Source organism: Streptomyces sp. NPDC001514 (genome assembly GCF_053597075.1).
In genome coordinates this window covers 205,743-221,271 of the sequence record NZ_JBSFHO010000002.1, presented here as the reverse complement: position 1 = coordinate 221,271, position 15,529 = coordinate 205,743, and the positions used below count along the sequence as shown (strand labels likewise).

The following is a 15,529-nucleotide window of genomic DNA, read 5'->3' as shown; positions in this document are numbered from 1 at the left end:
ATGGCCCGCGAACCTCTGCCCCGTCCCCGGACCCCCCTGACCGTCGGTTTCGACCTCGACATGACGTTGATCGACTCCCGCCCCGGCATCCACGCCGCCTACCTCGCGCTCTCCGCCGAGACGGGCGTCCACATCGACGCCGATCTCGCGGTCACCCGGCTCGGGCCGCCTCTGGAGCAGGAACTCGCGCACTGGTTCCCCGACGACCGCGTCCAGGAGATGGGCAACCGCTACCGGGAGCTCTACCCCGCGTACGCCATCGCCCCGACCCTGGCGATGCCCGGCGCCCGCGAGGCCGTCACCGCCGTCCAGGCGCTCGGCGGCCGCGCGATCGTCGTCACGGCCAAGCACGAGCCCAACGCCCAGCTGCACCTCGACCACCTCGGCATACAGCCCGACGCGGTGATCGGCTGGCTGTGGGCGGAGGCCAAGGCGGAGGCTCTGCGCGAGCACGCGGCACGGGTGTACGTCGGCGACCACACCGGGGACGTACGCGGGGCCCGTACGGCAGGGGCGCTCTCCGTCGCCGTACCGACCGGGCCGTGCGCGGAGGACGAGCTGAGGGAGGCGGGGGCGGACGTGGTCCTGCCGGACCTCACCGCGTTCCCCGGCTGGCTGGCCGCCTACGCGGAGGAACGCGCCTGACGGCGCTGCGCCGCGATCGACCGCAGCACCCCCGCACCCGCGATCAGGAACCCGACGCCCATCAGCATGCAGACGGCGTACGCGAACGGCGGGAACGGTTCCGTACCGAGGAACAGCGGGGCCACCGTGACCAGAGTGGCCACAGCGCCGACGATGAAAACGATCGCGCCGACGCGGACGAGCCCGTCGCCGGGTCCGGCCGAATTCGCTTGGGTTTCGTGAGTCACCCGACCAGGGTAGTTCCCAGCGCACAGGAACCACCGGGGACGTCTTGTCAGTGGGCCCTGGACCATTAGCCTTGGGTGGTGGCGGGTCGGGCGACCCGCTGCAGTGCTGTACAGACCGGTTTTCTTTCGCAATTCCCGACGAGTACGAGGACGAGGACAGACGTGCCTACCGGCAAGGTCAAGTGGTTCAACAGCGAGAAGGGCTTCGGCTTTCTCTCCCGGGACGACGGCGGCGACGTCTTCGTCCACTCGTCGGTGCTTCCTGACGGAGTCGACAGCCTCAAGCCCGGGCAGCGGGTCGAATTCGGTGTCGTCGCGGGTCAGCGCGGCGACCAGGCGCTCTCGGTGACGGTGCTGGACCCGACCCCGTCCGTCGCCGCGGCGCAGCGCCGCAAGCCCGACGAACTGGCGTCGATCGTGCAGGACCTGACGACGCTCCTGGAGAACATCACGCCGTCGCTGGAGCGCGGCCGCTACCCCGACAAGGCCCACGGCAAGAAGATCGCGGGCCTGCTGCGCGCGGTCGCCGACCAGCTCGACGTCTAGGCGCCTAGACGCCTGGACGCCTAGACGCCTGGACGCCTAGACGAACGCCAGCGCATCCCGGCCGAGGGGCGGCACCAGCCCCTCGGCCGCCGCACGCGTGAGCAGTCCGCGGACCGCGGCATAGCCGGCCTCGCCGAGGCCGGCCGTGAACTCGTTGACGTACAGCCCGATGTGCTGGTCGGCGACCGCCGGGTCCATCTCCTGCGCGTGTTCGAGTACGTACGGGCGTGAGGCCTTCGGGTCGTCCCAGGCCATACGGACGGATGTGCGGGCGGACTCGGCCACCAGCTTCAGGGTCTCCGCGCCCAGTGAGCGCTTGGCGATGATCGCGCCCAGCGGGATCGGCAGCCCGGTCGTGGACTCCCAGTGCTCGCCCATGTCGGCGAGGCAGTGCAGCCCGTAGTCCTGATAGGTGAAGCGCGCCTCGTGGATGACGAGACCCGCGTCGACCTTTCCGTCCCGCACCGCCGGCATGATCTCGTGGAACGGCAGGACGACGATCTGCCCCACTCCCTCCGGGACGACCTCCGCCGCCCAGAGCCGGAAGAGCAGATACGCGGTCGACTTCTCGCTCGGTACGGCAACGGTCCTGCCCGCCAGCTCCATGCCCGGCTCGCGGGTCAGCACGAGCGGGCCGCAGCCGCGGCCGAGCGCGCCGCCGCAGGGCAGCAGGGCGTACTCGTCGAGTACGTAGGGGAGCACGGCGTACGACACCTTCAGGACGTCGAACTCGCCGCGCTCGGCCATGCCGTTGGTGATGTCGATGTCGGCGAACGTCACGTCGAGGCGGGGCGCGCCCGGGACCCGGCCGTGCGCCCAGGCGTCGAAGACGAACGTGTCGTTCGGGCAGGGCGAGTAGGCGATCTTGAGGGTGGTCATCGGGCCTCCTCCTCGAACACGGGACCGAGCAGCTCGAACGCGTGCCGCAGCGCGGCGAGGGCCTCGCCGATCCGCCAGGCGTCCCGGTCGCGCGGGCCGACGGCGTTCGACACGGCCCGGATCTCGACGACGGGCACGCCGTGGGCCGTGGCGGCCTCGGCCACCCCGAACCCCTCCATCGCCTCGGCGGCGGCCCGGGGGTGACGTGCGATCAGCTCCGCGGCACGCGCGGCGGTCCCGGTCACCGTGGACACGGTGAGCACGGGCCCGCGCACCGCGTCCAGGGCCTTGGCGATCCGCGCCGAGAGCGGGGACGGGAGGTGCACGGAGCGGCCGAAGCCGAGCTCCTCGACGGCGAGATGGCCGTCGGGCGTGTCGGCCCCGAGGTCCGCGCCGACGATGGCGTCCGCGACGACGACCGAGCCGAGGGGAGCGGCCGGCTGGAACCCGCCTCCGATGCCGGCGGACACGACGAGGTCGTACCCGGACGTGGGCCCGGGCGAGGGCTCGTACGCCGCGGCGGTCAGCGCCGTCGCTGTACCCGCCGCCGCGGCCGCGGGGCCCACCCCCGCGGCCAGGATGTCCACGGTCACGCCGTCGCCCGCGGTTGCGCCCGCGCCCGCACAGCGGCGCAGGGTGTAACCGCCCGGGAGGGCGTGCGTGGTGACCACCCGGCCCGCGGTGACGGAGTCCGCCTCCGCGGGCACCGCGGTCACGACGAGTACGCGCATGGGTGAGCGGTGGGTCCGGACCGGGTCAGGACTTCTTGAGCGTGAAGTGCCAGATGCCGGTCAGCTTCTTGCCGGTGGTCTCGACGATGCTGACCTGCGCGGTGTTGGTCGCCTCACTGGTCTGGGTGGCGAAGAACGCGCTGGCCGGGATCGACCGGTACGTCTTGTGGTAGGGCTCCGGCTCGGCCTGCTGTCCGCCGATGAACAGCGTCCAGCCGTTCTCGGCGACCTCGGGCTCGACGCCGAAGCGGACCCGGTCGTCCACCGAGACCTCGACGGTCTTGGCGGCCTTCTTGTTGAGGCAGCCCTGGATCAGCGACTCCCTGATGGCGTCGCCGTCGTTGTAGCAGGCCGCCTCGGTGGTGACCGAGTTCGTCCCGACCGTCACGGTCGCGAGCGGCGTCGGCTTGTCGCAGGCAGAGAGTACGAGGAGGCCGGCGGACACGGCACCGAGGGCGGCGGCGGCCCGGCGGTGCTTGCCGGTGAAGAACGCAACGGTCATGGTCCGAAGGCTATCGGGCCCCCGGTGTCGCGCAGCGCGGGGGTGCGGCGTGGCGTCCCGATGGCCCAGGGGGTGTCTTGTGGATCTTGCCGGGCCGATCCACAGGACACCCCTGGGGCCGGGCCGGCCCCGTCCGCCCCCTGACCGTCCCCGGCTCGTCACCGCACCCGCGGCGCGGTGCTCACCGGGCCCGTGGGGGACGGCGGTGTGCTGCGCCGCGACGCCACCAGCAGGCCGCGCATGGCCAGCAGCGCGCCCGTCGCCAGGATCCCCGCGGCCACCGCCATGCCCAGCACACCGTTCAGCGGCAGGGAGATGCCGATCGCACCGCCCACCACCCACGCCATCTGCAGCAACGTCTCCGAACGGGCGAACGCCGAGGTCCGCACCGACTCCGGAACGTCCCGCTGGATCATCGCGTCCAGCGACAGCTTCGACAGCGCCTGCGAGAGACCCGCCACCCCGGCCAGCACCGCCACCATGAACGGGCTGAAGAACACGGCCGCCAGGATCGCCGCCGACAGCGCGAGCGACAGGCCCGTGGCGACGATCACCTCCGGCGGGCGGTTCCTCACCCACGCCCCGATGGCCGTACCGCAGGCGTTCCCGACACCCGCCGCCACGCCCACCATGACCAGCGACACCGCCGCGCTCTGCCCCGCCATCGGATGCACCCGCAGCAGGAACGCCAGGAAGAAGATCAGGAACCCGGAGAGCATGCGGTGAGCCACGTTCGCCTGCAGCCCGTGCAGCACCGACGGGCCGACCGTGCGCAGGCTCGGCTTGCGCTCCCCGTGCGTCAGCATGTGCGCTTTGCGCTCGCCCTTCGCCGAGTCGACCTTGTGGGGGAGGCTGAACGCCAGGAACGTGCCGGCGACGAAGATGGCGCACGCCCCGTACAGCGGCCACTCGGGGCCGATCTGCTGCAGCCCCGCCCCGATGGGCGCGGCGATCCCCGTCGCGACCAGGCCCGCGAGGGTCACCCGCGAGTTGGCCTTCACCAGGGCGAAGCGCGGTGGCAGCAGCCTCGGGACGACCGCGCTGCGGACGACGCCGTACGCCTTCGACGCCACGAGCACGCCGAGCGCGGCCGGATACAGCTCGATGCCCCCCGTCGCGACCGCGCCCGACATGGTCAGCGCCAGCACCGCGCGGGTCATCATCGCCCCGGCCATCGCGGCGCGGCGGCCGTGCGGGATGTGGTCCAGCAGCGGCCCGATGACGGGGGCGAGAAGAGTGAACGGCGCCATCGTGATCGCGAGATAGAGCGCGACGCGTCCGCGCGCCTCGTCCGTGGGGACCGAGAAGAACACCGTCGAGGCGAGCGCGACGGTGATCATGACGTCGCCCGCGCCGTTGACGGCGTGGAGTTCGATGAGTTTGCCGAGCCCGGATTCGCCCGCGCCATGGGCGTGGGTCGCCCGGCGAATGCCTCTCGCCGTACCGGTGAACGGGAGGTGCAGGGCACGGCCGACCGCCCGGCCCGCCCTGCTCAGCGGCCCGGCGACAGGGGACGACCTCGCGGCTGTCACCTCGTCATAGTGCCCCACGCGCCTTCGACCCGAACCGGGATTCGGACGGGCAGGTGGGCGGCGCGCCACGGAGGGGGTAGCGTGCGTAGCGCGCCACGGCGGTAGTTCTCGGCCGCGCGCCTCTTCGTCATCCCGCAGAATGGGTGACAGTAGGCGTGCACGGGATTGATTGCCCGGGCGCGGACGTCGATGCGGCCCACCGGTCCGCTCCGCCCGCCGCCCGTACATCGCGAATCGGCCGGCGCACCCGTGAGACGGCGTAGGAGAGAAGCGAGACCTGTGAGTGCTGCGACGACGCGAAGCCGTACCCCCGACCGTCTGTGCGCCGAGGCGGTAGACCTCGCGCGCGCCGCCGCCGAGGAGGCGGCCGCGCCGGGGGTGGTGGGCGAGCACGTCGCCCTCGTGTCCGAGGGCGACCGGGTCGTCACCCACCTCTTCGAGTGCAAGGAACCGGGGTACCGGGGATGGCGCTGGGCGGTGACCGTGGCGCGGGCCTCCCGCGCGAAGGTCGTCACCCTCGACGAAACCGTCCTGCTGCCGGGCCCCGACGCGCTGCTGGCACCCGAGTGGGTGCCCTGGAGCGAGCGGCTGCGCCCGGGCGACATGGGGCCGGGCGACCTGCTGCCCACCGAGGCCGACGACCTGCGGCTCGAGCCGGGGTACTCCGGCGAGGACGCGCCCCCGCCGAACTCGCCCGTCTCCGAGGAGATGGCCGAGCGCGTCGACGCCGAGGACGCGGAGATCGTGACGCGGGCGCCGTCCCGTGGCGCGATCACCTCCGTGGCGGAGGAACTGGGGATGCGCCGGGCACGCGTCCTGTCGCGGTACGGGCTGCACGTCGCCGCCGACCGGTGGGAAGAGGCGTACGGCGCGAAGACACCGATGGCGCAGGCAGCGCCCGCGACGTGTGTGTCCTGCGCGTTCCTGATGCCGCTCGGCGGGTCGCTGAAGCAGGCGTTCGGGGTGTGCGCGAACGAGTTCTCGCCGGCGGACGGGCGGGTCGTGTCCCTGTCGTACGGGTGCGGAGGTCACTCCGAAGCGGCCGTCATGCCGAAGCCGCCGAGGCCGGCGCCGCCGGTGCTCGACACGATGCGCCCGGACGAATTCCCGCTGCGCCCGGCCCCGGACAGCGGCTCGGTCCCGGACCACGTGGATGCGGCGTCCCCGGACGACCTGGGCCACAGCTAGGGGGTCCGGCGGATCTTGCTGGGCTCGCGGCGTCATGCGACTCCGTCTCCTGCGCTGTCGGCGGTCACCGACTCCCCCGTAGCCCTTCGGGCCGACCCCCACCTCCGCCTGGATCCGAAGCCGCATCAGTGACATCAGCCGCCACGCGGCGGGCGCTCGCTGATCCAGCCTGATCCACCGGACACCCCCTGGCCCTCCCCCGGGCGGGGGACCCGTGCCGGGTGTGCGGGGTGCCTCCGGCGCGGCGGTTCGGGGTGCGGTGTGTCCCGGTTCCGGGCACGCACCGGACGGGCCGGGTTTTCGGGGGTCACCCCGTGCCGGGTCGGTGCCGTCCGGGTCCGCTCCGGGGCTGGTGTCCTGGACTGCGCTGCATCCGATATGCGGCTGCGCCGCGTGGTCACTGCGCTTCGCGCGAGTTGCGGGCGCTTGTACGTCCGGAACACGACCCCTGCGCGTCCCGGGTGTGGTTGCCGGTGGGGGCTGCCGCCGATGGGAAATGGTGCCGTGGTTTGTGGGCAGTCGTTCGGCAGGGCGAGCGAAGCGAGACGGGGGTCCCTCAGGCGAAGCTCTGGGGGAGGGTGGGCACAAACCCCGCAGACGAAAACGCGCCAGGCCGCGGCCCACGGGTGGGGGGCTGCGCCCCCGGTTCGGGCCGTACGCGATACCTTCGGGCCGCGGTTGAGGTACACCGGTAACAGGACAGAGCGGAGACAGGCGTGAGCGTCAGGACGACCGAGGGGGCCGACCCGTTCGGGACGGCGCGGCTGCGGCGTGGGGTGCTCGACGCGTGGGGCGCGAGCCCCGCACGGTTCCGGGAGGATGCCAACGCCGAGGAGGACCTCGCGCTCGGCGGCTACCGCGACCGCCTCGTCGTCGAGCTCGCCCAGAACGCCGCGGACGCCGCCGCCCGCGGCGGAGTCCCGGGCCGCCTCCGGCTCACCCTCGACCAGGGCACCCTCGTCGCGGCGAACACCGGCGCCCCGCTGGACGCGGCGGGTGTCGAGTCGCTCAGCACCCTGCGGGCCTCGGCCAAGCGCGAGAACGACCGGGCCGCCGTCGGCCGCTTCGGCGTCGGTTTCGCCGCGGTGCTCGCCGTGAGCGACGAGCCCGCCGTCGTCGGCAGGCACGGCGGAGTGCGGTGGTCGCTCGCCGAGGCCCGCGGTCTCGCCCAGCAGGCCGCCCAGGCCAGCCCCGGCCTCGGTGACGAGTTGCGCCGCCGCGACGGCCACGTACCGCTGCTGAGGCTCCCGCTGCCCGCCGAGGGCAGCGCCCCCGACGGCTACGACACGGTCGTGATCCTGCCGCTGCGCGACGGCACCGCCGAGGACCTCGTCGCGCGCCTCCTCACCGGGATCGACGACGCGCTGCTGCTCACGCTCCCCGGCCTGGAAGAGGTCGTCGTGGAGACCCCGGACGGGGCAAGGACCCTGCGCCGTTCCGAGCAGGGCCCGTACGTCCACATCGAGGACAGCGCGCGCGGCGTCAACCGCTGGCGCGTCGTCACCCACCACGGAGACATCGACGCCCCGCTCCTTGCCGACCGCCCCGTCGAGGAGCGGCTGCGGCCGCACTGGACCGTCACCTGGGCCGTGCCCGTGGACGGCGACGGCGCGCCCGTGTACCCCGCCACCGCACCCGTCGTGCACGCGCCGACCCCCACGGACGAGCCCCTCGGTGTCCCCGCGCTGCTCATCGCGACGCTCCCGCTGGACACCACTCGCCGGCACCCCGCGCCGGGCCCGCTCACCGACTTCCTGGTCCAGCGTGCGGCCGAGGCGTACGCCGAGCTCATCGGCGACTGGCAGCCCGTCTCCACGGGCACCATCGACCTGGTCCCGGGCCCGCTCGGCAAGGGCGCGCTCGACGGCGCCCTGCGCGCGGCGATCCTGGAGCGGCTGCCCCGCGTCTCGTTCCTCGCCCCGGCCGCGCCGGCTGCTCTGTCGTCGGAAGACTTCGTCGCGCTGCGGCCGCTGGAGGCCGAGGTCGTCGAGGGCGCGGGCGCCGAGACCGTACGCGTACTGGCCGATGTGCTGCCGACGCTGCTGCCCGCCGGTCTCGAGCGCCGCGTGGAGCTGCGGACGCTCGGCGTCGCGCGCGTGCCGCTGACGGAGGCGATCGACCGGCTCGCCGGGATCGAACGCGACCCGTCGTGGTGGCGGAGCCTGTACGACAGCCTCGCCGGCGTGGACCCCGAGCGGCTGACCGGCCTTCCCGTGCCGCTGACCGGGGCCACCCGCACCACCATCGGCCCGCGCCAGGTCCTCCTCCCGACCCCCGAGACACCCGCCGGTCTCGGCCGGTTCGGGCTGAAGGTGGCCCACCCGGACGCCGCACACCCCCTCCTCGAAAAGCTCGGCGCGCTGCCCGCCACGCCCCGCGCGGTGCTGACCACGCCCCAGGTGCGGGCCGCTGTAGCCGCGTCCCTCGACGACGGGGGCGACCTGTGGGAGGAGGACGCCCCTGACAGCGAGGAGCTCGCGGAGATCGTGCTCGCACTGGTCCGGGACGCGGGACTGGACCCCGGCGACGAGCCCTGGCTGGGCGCGCTGGCCCTGCCCGACGAGGACGGCGAACTCGCTCCGGCCGGTGAACTCGTGCTGCCCGGCAGCCCGTTCGCCTCCGTGATGCGCGAGGGTGAACTCGCCCTGTGCGATGCCGAGTTGGCCGACCGTTGGGGCGAGCAGCCGCTCGCCGCCTGCGGGGTGCTGGCGAACTTCGCGCTCGTACGTGCCACGGACGTCGTCGTCGACCCCGACGAACTGGAGCCCCGCGAAGGGGACTTCGCCGAGCCCGACGACGCGGGGCTGCTCGACGCGGTCGACGTGTGGTGCGAGGACGTACTGGACCGGCTGCCGGAAGCGCCGGTGCCGCCGGTCGCCACGGAGATCGTGGCCGTACGGGACCTCGACCTGGTCGACGACGACCGCTGGCCGCAGGCGCTCGCCCTGCTCGCCCAGCCGCCGCTGCGGGACGCGCTCACCCAGCCGGTGCGGGTGCTGCTGCCGGACGGCACGACCGAGACCGTACGTCCGTACACGGCCTGGTGGCTGCGCGACCACCCGGTGCTCGGCGGGCGCCGCCCGGCGGGTCTGCGGGCGTCCGGCGGCGACCCGCTGCTGGTCGGTCTCTACGACTCCGCGGACGCGACCGGCTTCGAGGACGAGCAGGTGCTGCACGCCCTGGGCGTACGGACCTCCGTCGCCGCGCTCCTCGACGAGCCGGGCGGCGCCGCCGAGCTGCTGGGGCGGCTCGCCGACCCGGACCGCCCGGTCAGCGCGGCCCAGCTGCACGCCCTGTACACGGCGCTGGCCGACCTCGACCCGGAGCAGGTGACGCTCCCGGACGAGCTGCGCGCGGTCGTCGACGGCGAGGTGCGCGTGGTGGACGCCTCGGAGGCCCTGGTCGCCGACGCGCCTGATCTGCTGCCGCTGGCCAAGGACCGCCCGCTGCTGCCGGTCGCCCCGGACCGGGCGGCGGACCTGGCGGAGCTGTTCCAGGTGGGCCGGCTCGGTGACGTGGTCGAGGCCGAGGTGACGACGGTGGGCGAGGAGCACGACGTCCCCCCGTCGGTGCACGCGCTGCTCGGCCCCGGGACCCCCGACACGTACGTCGAACACGAGGAGCTCCGTGCGGGCGGCGTCGAACTCGACTGGCGCCGCACCCCCGACGGCGTCATCCACGCCGCCACCCTGGAGGGCGTCGCGGCGGGCCTCGCCTGGGCGGCCGGCCAGTGGCCCCGCCGCTTCGAGGTCGCGGCGCTGCTGGAGGACCCGTCACGCACGGAGGAACTGGCCCGGGACCGCTGGTTCGACTAGGGCTCGCCCCTGGCCCTCTACGCCGTGCGGTGGGGGTGGGTGCGCCCGGTACCGCCGGGCGGGCCGGTGTGTCCGTCCTCAAGCGCCGGACGGGCTGGGTGTGCCGGTACCGCGGGACTGGGAGAAGGGCCGCAGGCGCCCCCTCCCTACGCCGGGAACCGGCGGTCCACCCACCGCCACGCGATTTCCAGCAGCACCGCCCCCACCGCCGCGACCGCCACCGCCGCCCACGGCATGGTCGTGCCCACGAGCTTCAGCGCGAAGAAGTCCTGCAGCCAAGGCACGACCAGGACGACGAGGAAGCCCAGCCCCATCGCCAGCACCAGGCCGAGCCGCCACCAGGTGTAGGGGCGGGCGATGATCGCCAGGACCCACAGCGCGACCAGGAAGAGGGTCAGCGTCGCCGCGCTGGTCTCGGCCGCCAGGGCGCCGGGACCGGCGTAGTGGTAGCGGGCGAGGAGGTACGTCGTGAAGGTCGCCGCCGCCGCGATGATGCCGCCCGGGATCGCGTACCGCATGACCCGGCGGACGAAGTGCGGTTTCGCGCGCTCCTTGTTGGGGGCCAGGGCCAGGAAGAAGGCCGGGACGCCGATCGTCAGCGTCGACAGCAGGGTCAGGTGGCGGGGCAGGAAGGGGTACTCCACCTGTGCGCAGACCACCAGGATCGCGAGCAGCACGGAGTAGACGGTCTTCGTCAGGAAGAGCGTGGCGACGCGCGTGATGTTGCCGATGACCCGGCGGCCCTCGGCGACGACGGACGGCAGCGTCGCGAAGCTGTTGTCGAGGAGCACGATCTGGGCGACCGCCTTGGTCGCCTCGGAGCCCGATCCCATCGAGACGCCGATGTCGGCGTCCTTGAGGGCGAGGACGTCGTTGACGCCGTCGCCCGTCATCGCGACCGTGTGTCCGCGGAACTGGAGCGCGCCGACCATGTCCCGCTTCTGCTGCGGGGTGACGCGGCCGAACACCGCGTTCGCGTCGAGCTCGGCGGCCATTGCGCCCGGCTCGGCGGGCAGCCGGCGGGCGTCCATCGTGCGGGCCGCGCCCGGCAGGCCGAGCTTTCCGGCGACCGCGCCCACGGACACCGCGTTGTCGCCGGAGATGACCTTGGCGCGGACGTCCTGCTCCTCGAAGTAGTGCAGGGTGTCCGCGGCGTCGGGCCGTAGCCGCTGCTCCAGGACGACCAGGGCGGTGGGCAGGGCGTTCGCCGCGATGTCGGGGGCGTCCAGCTCCCCGGCGGCGCGCGCGAGGAGCAGCACGCGCAGCCCCCGCTCGTTGAGCCGGTCGATGTCGGCGAGAGCGGGGTCCTCGTCCGGCAGCAGGACGTCGGGCGCGCCGAGCAGCCAGGTGGAGCTCTGGCCGTCGCCCTCGCTGAACGCGGCGCCGCTGTACTTGCGTGCGGAGGAGAAGGGCAGCGACCGGGTGCAGCGCCATTCGTCGCTGTCCGGATACGCGTCGATGATCGCCTGCAGGGACGCGTTGGGGTGCGGGTCGGACTCGCCCAGCGCGCCGAGCACTTTCCGTACGTACGTCTCGTCGAAGCCGTTGAGCGGCCGCAGCTCGGCGACGTCCATACCGCCCTCGGTGAGGGTGCCCGTCTTGTCGAGGCAGACGACGTCGACCCGCGCGAGCCCCTCGATCGCGGGCAGCTCCTGGACGAGGCACTGCTTGCGGCCGAGCCGGATGACGCCGATCGCGAAGGCGACAGAGGTGAGCAGGACGAGCCCCTCGGGGATCATCGGGACGATGCCGCCGACGGCCCGGGCGACCGAGTCCTTGAAGTTGTCCCCCTTCACCACCAGCTGGCTGATGATCAGTCCGAGCGCGGTCGGGACCATCATCCACGTCACGTACTTGAGGATCGTGGAGATGCCGGAGCGCAGCTCGGAGTGGACGAGCGTGAAGCGGGACGCCTCCTCGGCGAGCTGCGCGGCGTACGCCGCACGGCCGACCTTGGTGGCGGTGAAGGCGCCGCCGCCCGCGACCACGAAGCTGCCCGACATGACGGGGTCGCCGGCGCGTTTGAGGACGGGGTCGGCCTCGCCGGTCAGGAGGGACTCGTCGATCTCCAGGTTGTCGGCCTCGGCGATCTCGCCGTCGACGACGGCCTTGTCGCCCGGTCCGAGTTCGATGAGGTCCCCGAGGACGATGTCGGACGTGGACACCTCGGCGGCGATCCCGTCGCGCCGCACGAGGGGTTTCGCCTCGCCGATGACGGCGAGCCCGTCGAGGGTCTTCTTGGCGCGGAGCTCCTGGATGATGCCGATGCCGGTGTTGGCGAGGATGACGAAACCGAACAGGGTGTCCTGGAACGGCGCGACGAAGAACATGATCACCCAGAGCACGCCGATGATCGCGTTGAAGCGGGTGAAGACATTGCCGCGGACGATGTCGACGGTGGAGCGACTGCTCCGTACGGGTACGTCGTTGACCTCCCCGCGCGCGACCCGCTCGGCCACCTCGGCGGCGCTGAGCCCGCCGGGCCGGTGGAGCACGGGCGGTTTCACGGGGTGCACGGGGTCGAGCTCCGCGCCCGCGTCGATGACCACCCGCCCGCTCGGGTCGGATCCGTCTCCGCCGGTCTCAGCCCGCTGAGTCATGTTCTCGACGTTACGGCGACGGGGCGGCGTTCACCCCCTGGGGAGGCGGGCACCTACGTACCCGGTACCGGCGGGCGCGGTCGGGCGTCCGGTATCGGCCGGGCCGCCCGGGGCCCGGGCGCGGCGGCGCCCCCGCTACTGCTCCGCGTGCTTCGTCTCGCTGCGCGCCGCCTGCGCGCGCTTGATCGCCGCGTCGCGCTTGCGGACGTACCAGATGCCGATGAGGCCGAGCCCGCCGCCGGCCAGGCAGGTCCAGATCCACCAGGTCAGATCGCGGTCGTCGTACCAGCCGTAGAAGGGGACCTGGACCAGGAAGAGGACGAACCAGAGGATCGTGCCGCCGGTGATGGTGGCGACGACGGGCCCCTCCAGGGGCTCGGGTGCCTCGTGCTTGGGGGTCCACTTCGCCATGCGGTCAGTGTAGGCGGGCCGGTTCGAGGTCCCCCGGGGCCCCTGAGGCCCCAGCAGTCACAGGCTTCTACGCGCGGAGATACCGATCTTCGGCATATGCGTTCATACTGAAGCGGTTTGTGTCCGACCGGTTTTGTTCGTATGAACATCCAAGAAACCGGCCAAGAACCAGAAACACCGACGAGGTCTCGCATGCCCCCCACGGCCACCGCTCCTGCGGACGTCCAGCAGCCGCAGCGGCCGGATTCCGGTCACGGCGGTCCCGGCGCCCTCGGTCGCCTCGACCGCTTCTTCAAGATCTCCGAGCGTGGCTCCACGATCCCCCGTGAGATCCGCGGCGGCTTCGCCACCTTCTTCGCGATGGCCTACATCATCGTGCTGAACCCGATCATCCTCGGCAGCGCGAAGGACATGTACGGCCACCAGCTCGACGGCGGCCAGCTGGTCACCGCCACCGTGCTCACCGCCGCCTTCTCCACCCTGCTCATGGGTGTCATCGGCAACGTCCCGATCGCGCTGGCCGCGGGCCTCGGCGTGAACACCGTCGTCGCCCTCCAGCTCGCCCCCCGGATGAGCTGGCCGGACGCGATGGGCATGGTCGTCCTCGCCGGTCTGGTGGTGATGCTGCTCGTCGCGACGGGTCTGCGCGAACGCGTCATGAACGCCGTACCGCTCGGCCTGCGCAAGGGCATCGCGATCGGTATCGGCCTCTTCATCATGCTGATCGGCCTCGTCGACTCGGGCTTCGTCTCCCGCATCCCCGACGCCGCCCACACCACCGTCCCGCTCCAGCTGGGTCTCACCGGCCACCTGAGCGGCTGGCCGGTCCTCGTCTTCGTGCTCGGTGCGCTGCTCACGCTCGCGCTGATCATCCGCAAGGTGCCCGGCGCGATCCTGATCTCGATCGTCGTGATGACGGTCGTCGCGCTCGTCATCCAGCTGATCGCGAAGCTGCCGGGCCAGGCATGGGGCCTGACCGTCCCGGAGTGGCCGGGCAACCCGCTCGCGACGCCCGACTTCGGTCTGGTCGGCCAGGTCAGCCTGTTCGGCGGCTTCGGGAAGGTCGGCTTCCTCACCGGCGCGCTGTTCGTGTTCACCGTGCTGCTGTCCTGCTTCTTCGACGCGATGGGCACGATCCTGGGCGTCGGTGACGAGGCGAAGCTGATGGACAAGAAGGGCAACTTCCCGGGCATCAACAAGGTGCTGATCGTCGACGGCATCGCGGTCGCCGCGGGCGGCGCCACATCGTCGTCCGCCAACACCTGCTTCGTGGAGTCCACGGCCGGCGTCGGCGAGGGAGCCCGTACCGGCCTCGCGTCCGTCGTCACCGGCGCGCTGTTCTCGGTGGCGCTGTTCCTGACGCCGCTCGCGACGATGGTGCCGTCCCAGGCGGCGACGCCCGCGCTGCTGGCCGTCGGCTTCCTGATCCTGGCCGGGTCGGTCAAGGACATCGACTGGAGCGACTTCACGATCGCCGTTCCGGCGTTCCTGGCGATGGTGATGATGCCGTTCACGTACTCGATCACGAACGGCATCGGGATCGGCTTCATCGCCTTCAGCGTGCTGCGGCTCGCGGTCGGGCGCGGCCGCGAGGTGCCGGTGGCGATGTACGTCGTGTCGGCGGTGTTCGTCTTCTACTACGCCATGCCGGCACTGGGCCTCACGTAGCGGGCCCCATGTGAGGGTTCGGGCTCACGTCAGCCCGTAGAACTTCTCCGTCTCGTCGACGGCCGCCTTGAAGCGTTCGTCGAAGTCGTCGCGAATGAGCGTCCGGACCACATAGTCCTGGACGCTCATTCCGCGTTTGGCGGCGTGCTGACGGAGCCGGTCGAGCAGCTCTCCGTCTATCCGCAGGCTGAGCACTGTCGATGACATGTCAGCCAGATTCGCTGGCGGGAACCGGCCAGTGCGTCACTTTCCGGATCCGTCTCACTCATATGGGTGATACATCGAGCCGGGCCGAAACCCGCTGGTCTTTAGGTAGAGTAATGAGTTATTCTAAGGAACATGCCTGACCTGACCCACGGCGACGACGCCGCCGCCGTGAACTCACTCCGCTCGGCCGTCATGCGGCTGGGCCGCCGCCTGAAGCATCAGCGCGTCGACGAATCGCTGAGCCCCACCGAGATGTCGGTGCTCGGCACCCTCGCCCGCTGCGGCTCGGCCACACCCGGTGAGCTGGCCCGCAAGGAGCATGTCCAGCCGCCGTCGATGACCCGCATCGTGGCGCTGCTGGAGGCCAAGGGGCTGGTCCGGCTGGAGCCGCACCCCGACGACCGCCGGCAGAAGGTGGTCAGCCAGACCGAGCGGGCCGAGGCCATGCTCGAGGAGAGCCGCCGCAAGCGGAACGCCTGGCTGGCATCCCTCGCCGAGGGCCTGGACGAGGACGAGTGGGCGAAGCTGCGCGCTGCCGCCCCCGTGCTGGAGAAGCTCGCACACCTTTAGAGCCACGG

14 protein-coding genes are annotated in these 15,529 nt (G+C 72.4%); 6 read left to right on the top strand and 8 right to left on the bottom strand.

The features are described from left to right. A complete protein-coding gene (locus ACWCXB_RS03700; protein ID WP_450718616.1) occupies positions 1–645 on the top strand; it encodes an HAD family hydrolase in 645 nt (214 codons plus the stop codon). Here the strand turns inward: ACWCXB_RS03700 and ACWCXB_RS03695 are convergent. Next, on the bottom strand, positions 624–872 hold the full coding sequence (locus ACWCXB_RS03695; protein ID WP_450718614.1) for a hypothetical protein: 249 nt from the start codon (positions 870–872) through the stop codon (positions 624–626). The two genes, ACWCXB_RS03700 and ACWCXB_RS03695, sit on opposite strands and share 22 nt — an antisense overlap. 162 nt (positions 873–1,034) lie before the next feature. On the opposite strand from ACWCXB_RS03695, the gene ACWCXB_RS03690 reads away from it, so the two are divergent. Further along, a complete protein-coding gene (locus tag ACWCXB_RS03690) occupies positions 1,035–1,418 on the top strand; it encodes a cold-shock protein (protein ID WP_385414414.1) in 384 nt (127 codons plus the stop codon). 36 nt (positions 1,419–1,454) lie between these two features. Here the strand turns inward: ACWCXB_RS03690 and ACWCXB_RS03685 are convergent, their stop codons facing one another. The 4 genes from ACWCXB_RS03685 to ACWCXB_RS03670 all read right to left on the bottom strand — a co-directional run bounded on the left by ACWCXB_RS03685 (position 1,455) and on the right by ACWCXB_RS03670 (position 5,062). Then, on the bottom strand, positions 1,455–2,297 hold the full coding sequence (locus ACWCXB_RS03685) for a 1,4-dihydroxy-6-naphthoate synthase (RefSeq protein ID WP_450718612.1): 843 nt from the start codon (positions 2,295–2,297) through the stop codon (positions 1,455–1,457). Next, positions 2,294–3,028 carry a futalosine hydrolase gene (locus ACWCXB_RS03680; protein ID WP_450718610.1) on the bottom strand — a complete coding sequence of 245 codons (735 nt, stop codon included), beginning with the start codon at positions 3,026–3,028 and terminating at the stop codon, positions 2,294–2,296. Before ACWCXB_RS03680 ends, ACWCXB_RS03685 begins: the two co-directional genes overlap by 4 nt. Before the next feature lie 25 nt (positions 3,029–3,053). Next, a complete protein-coding gene (locus ACWCXB_RS03675; protein ID WP_450718608.1) occupies positions 3,054–3,530 on the bottom strand; it encodes a DUF2771 domain-containing protein in 477 nt (158 codons plus the stop codon). Positions 3,531–3,688: 158 nt separating this feature from the next. After that, positions 3,689–5,062 (bottom strand): MFS transporter, encoded by a 1,374-nt coding sequence (locus ACWCXB_RS03670; RefSeq protein ID WP_450718606.1) that lies wholly within the window; start codon positions 5,060–5,062, stop codon positions 3,689–3,691. A gap of 279 nt (positions 5,063–5,341) precedes the next feature. On the opposite strand from ACWCXB_RS03670, the gene ACWCXB_RS03665 reads away from it, so the two are divergent. Continuing rightward, positions 5,342–6,250, top strand: coding sequence for a DUF3027 domain-containing protein (locus ACWCXB_RS03665; RefSeq protein ID WP_450718604.1), 909 nt, complete (start codon positions 5,342–5,344; stop codon positions 6,248–6,250). 716 nt (positions 6,251–6,966) lie between these two features. Next, positions 6,967–10,065, top strand: a complete 3,099-nt coding sequence (locus ACWCXB_RS03660; protein ID WP_450718602.1) for a sacsin N-terminal ATP-binding-like domain-containing protein — start codon at positions 6,967–6,969, stop codon at positions 10,063–10,065. A gap of 146 nt (positions 10,066–10,211) precedes the next feature. Here the strand turns inward: ACWCXB_RS03660 and ACWCXB_RS03655 are convergent, their stop codons facing one another. Beyond that, a complete protein-coding gene (locus tag ACWCXB_RS03655; RefSeq protein WP_450718600.1) occupies positions 10,212–12,665 on the bottom strand; it encodes an HAD-IC family P-type ATPase in 2,454 nt (817 codons plus the stop codon). Between the two features lie 135 nt (positions 12,666–12,800). Further along, entirely contained in the window at positions 12,801–13,076 is a 276-nt protein-coding gene (locus ACWCXB_RS03650) for a DUF2530 domain-containing protein (RefSeq protein WP_450718598.1), read from the bottom strand. 192 nt (positions 13,077–13,268) lie between these two features. Between ACWCXB_RS03650 and ACWCXB_RS03645 the strand changes: the two genes are divergently transcribed. Further along, positions 13,269–14,744, top strand: a complete 1,476-nt coding sequence (locus ACWCXB_RS03645) for an NCS2 family permease (RefSeq protein ID WP_450718596.1) — start codon at positions 13,269–13,271, stop codon at positions 14,742–14,744. A 24-nt stretch (positions 14,745–14,768) separates the two neighbouring features. On the opposite strand, the gene ACWCXB_RS03640 is transcribed toward ACWCXB_RS03645, so the two are convergent. Continuing rightward, positions 14,769–14,951 (bottom strand): ribbon-helix-helix protein, CopG family, encoded by a 183-nt coding sequence (locus ACWCXB_RS03640; RefSeq protein ID WP_450718594.1) that lies wholly within the window; start codon positions 14,949–14,951, stop codon positions 14,769–14,771. Between the two features lie 132 nt (positions 14,952–15,083). Here ACWCXB_RS03640 and ACWCXB_RS03635 point away from each other — a divergent pair, with 132 nt between their 5' ends. Beyond that, on the top strand, positions 15,084–15,521 hold the full coding sequence (locus ACWCXB_RS03635; protein ID WP_450718592.1) for a MarR family winged helix-turn-helix transcriptional regulator: 438 nt from the start codon (positions 15,084–15,086) through the stop codon (positions 15,519–15,521). Positions 15,522–15,529: the final 8 nt, after the last annotated feature.

Bases quoted from the DNA above. Each gene is read 5' to 3' on its own strand.
- ACWCXB_RS03675 (WP_450718608.1), bottom strand. From the start codon at position 3,530: ATGACCGTTGCGTTCTTCACCGGCAAGCACCGCCGGGCCGCCGCCGCC.
- ACWCXB_RS03655 (WP_450718600.1), bottom strand. From the start codon at position 12,665: ATGACTCAGCGGGCTGAGACCGGCGGAGACGGATCCGACCCGAGCGGG.
- ACWCXB_RS03645 (WP_450718596.1), top strand. From the start codon at position 13,269: ATGCCCCCCACGGCCACCGCTCCTGCGGACGTCCAGCAGCCGCAGCGG.
- ACWCXB_RS03640 (WP_450718594.1), bottom strand. From the start codon at position 14,951: ATGTCATCGACAGTGCTCAGCCTGCGGATAGACGGAGAGCTGCTCGAC.
- ACWCXB_RS03650 (WP_450718598.1), bottom strand. From the start codon at position 13,076: ATGGCGAAGTGGACCCCCAAGCACGAGGCACCCGAGCCCCTGGAGGGG.
- ACWCXB_RS03680 (WP_450718610.1), bottom strand. From the start codon at position 3,028: ATGCGCGTACTCGTCGTGACCGCGGTGCCCGCGGAGGCGGACTCCGTC.
- ACWCXB_RS03700 (WP_450718616.1), top strand. From the start codon at position 1: ATGGCCCGCGAACCTCTGCCCCGTCCCCGGACCCCCCTGACCGTCGGT.
- ACWCXB_RS03635 (WP_450718592.1), top strand. From the start codon at position 15,084: ATGCCTGACCTGACCCACGGCGACGACGCCGCCGCCGTGAACTCACTC.
- ACWCXB_RS03685 (WP_450718612.1), bottom strand. From the start codon at position 2,297: ATGACCACCCTCAAGATCGCCTACTCGCCCTGCCCGAACGACACGTTC.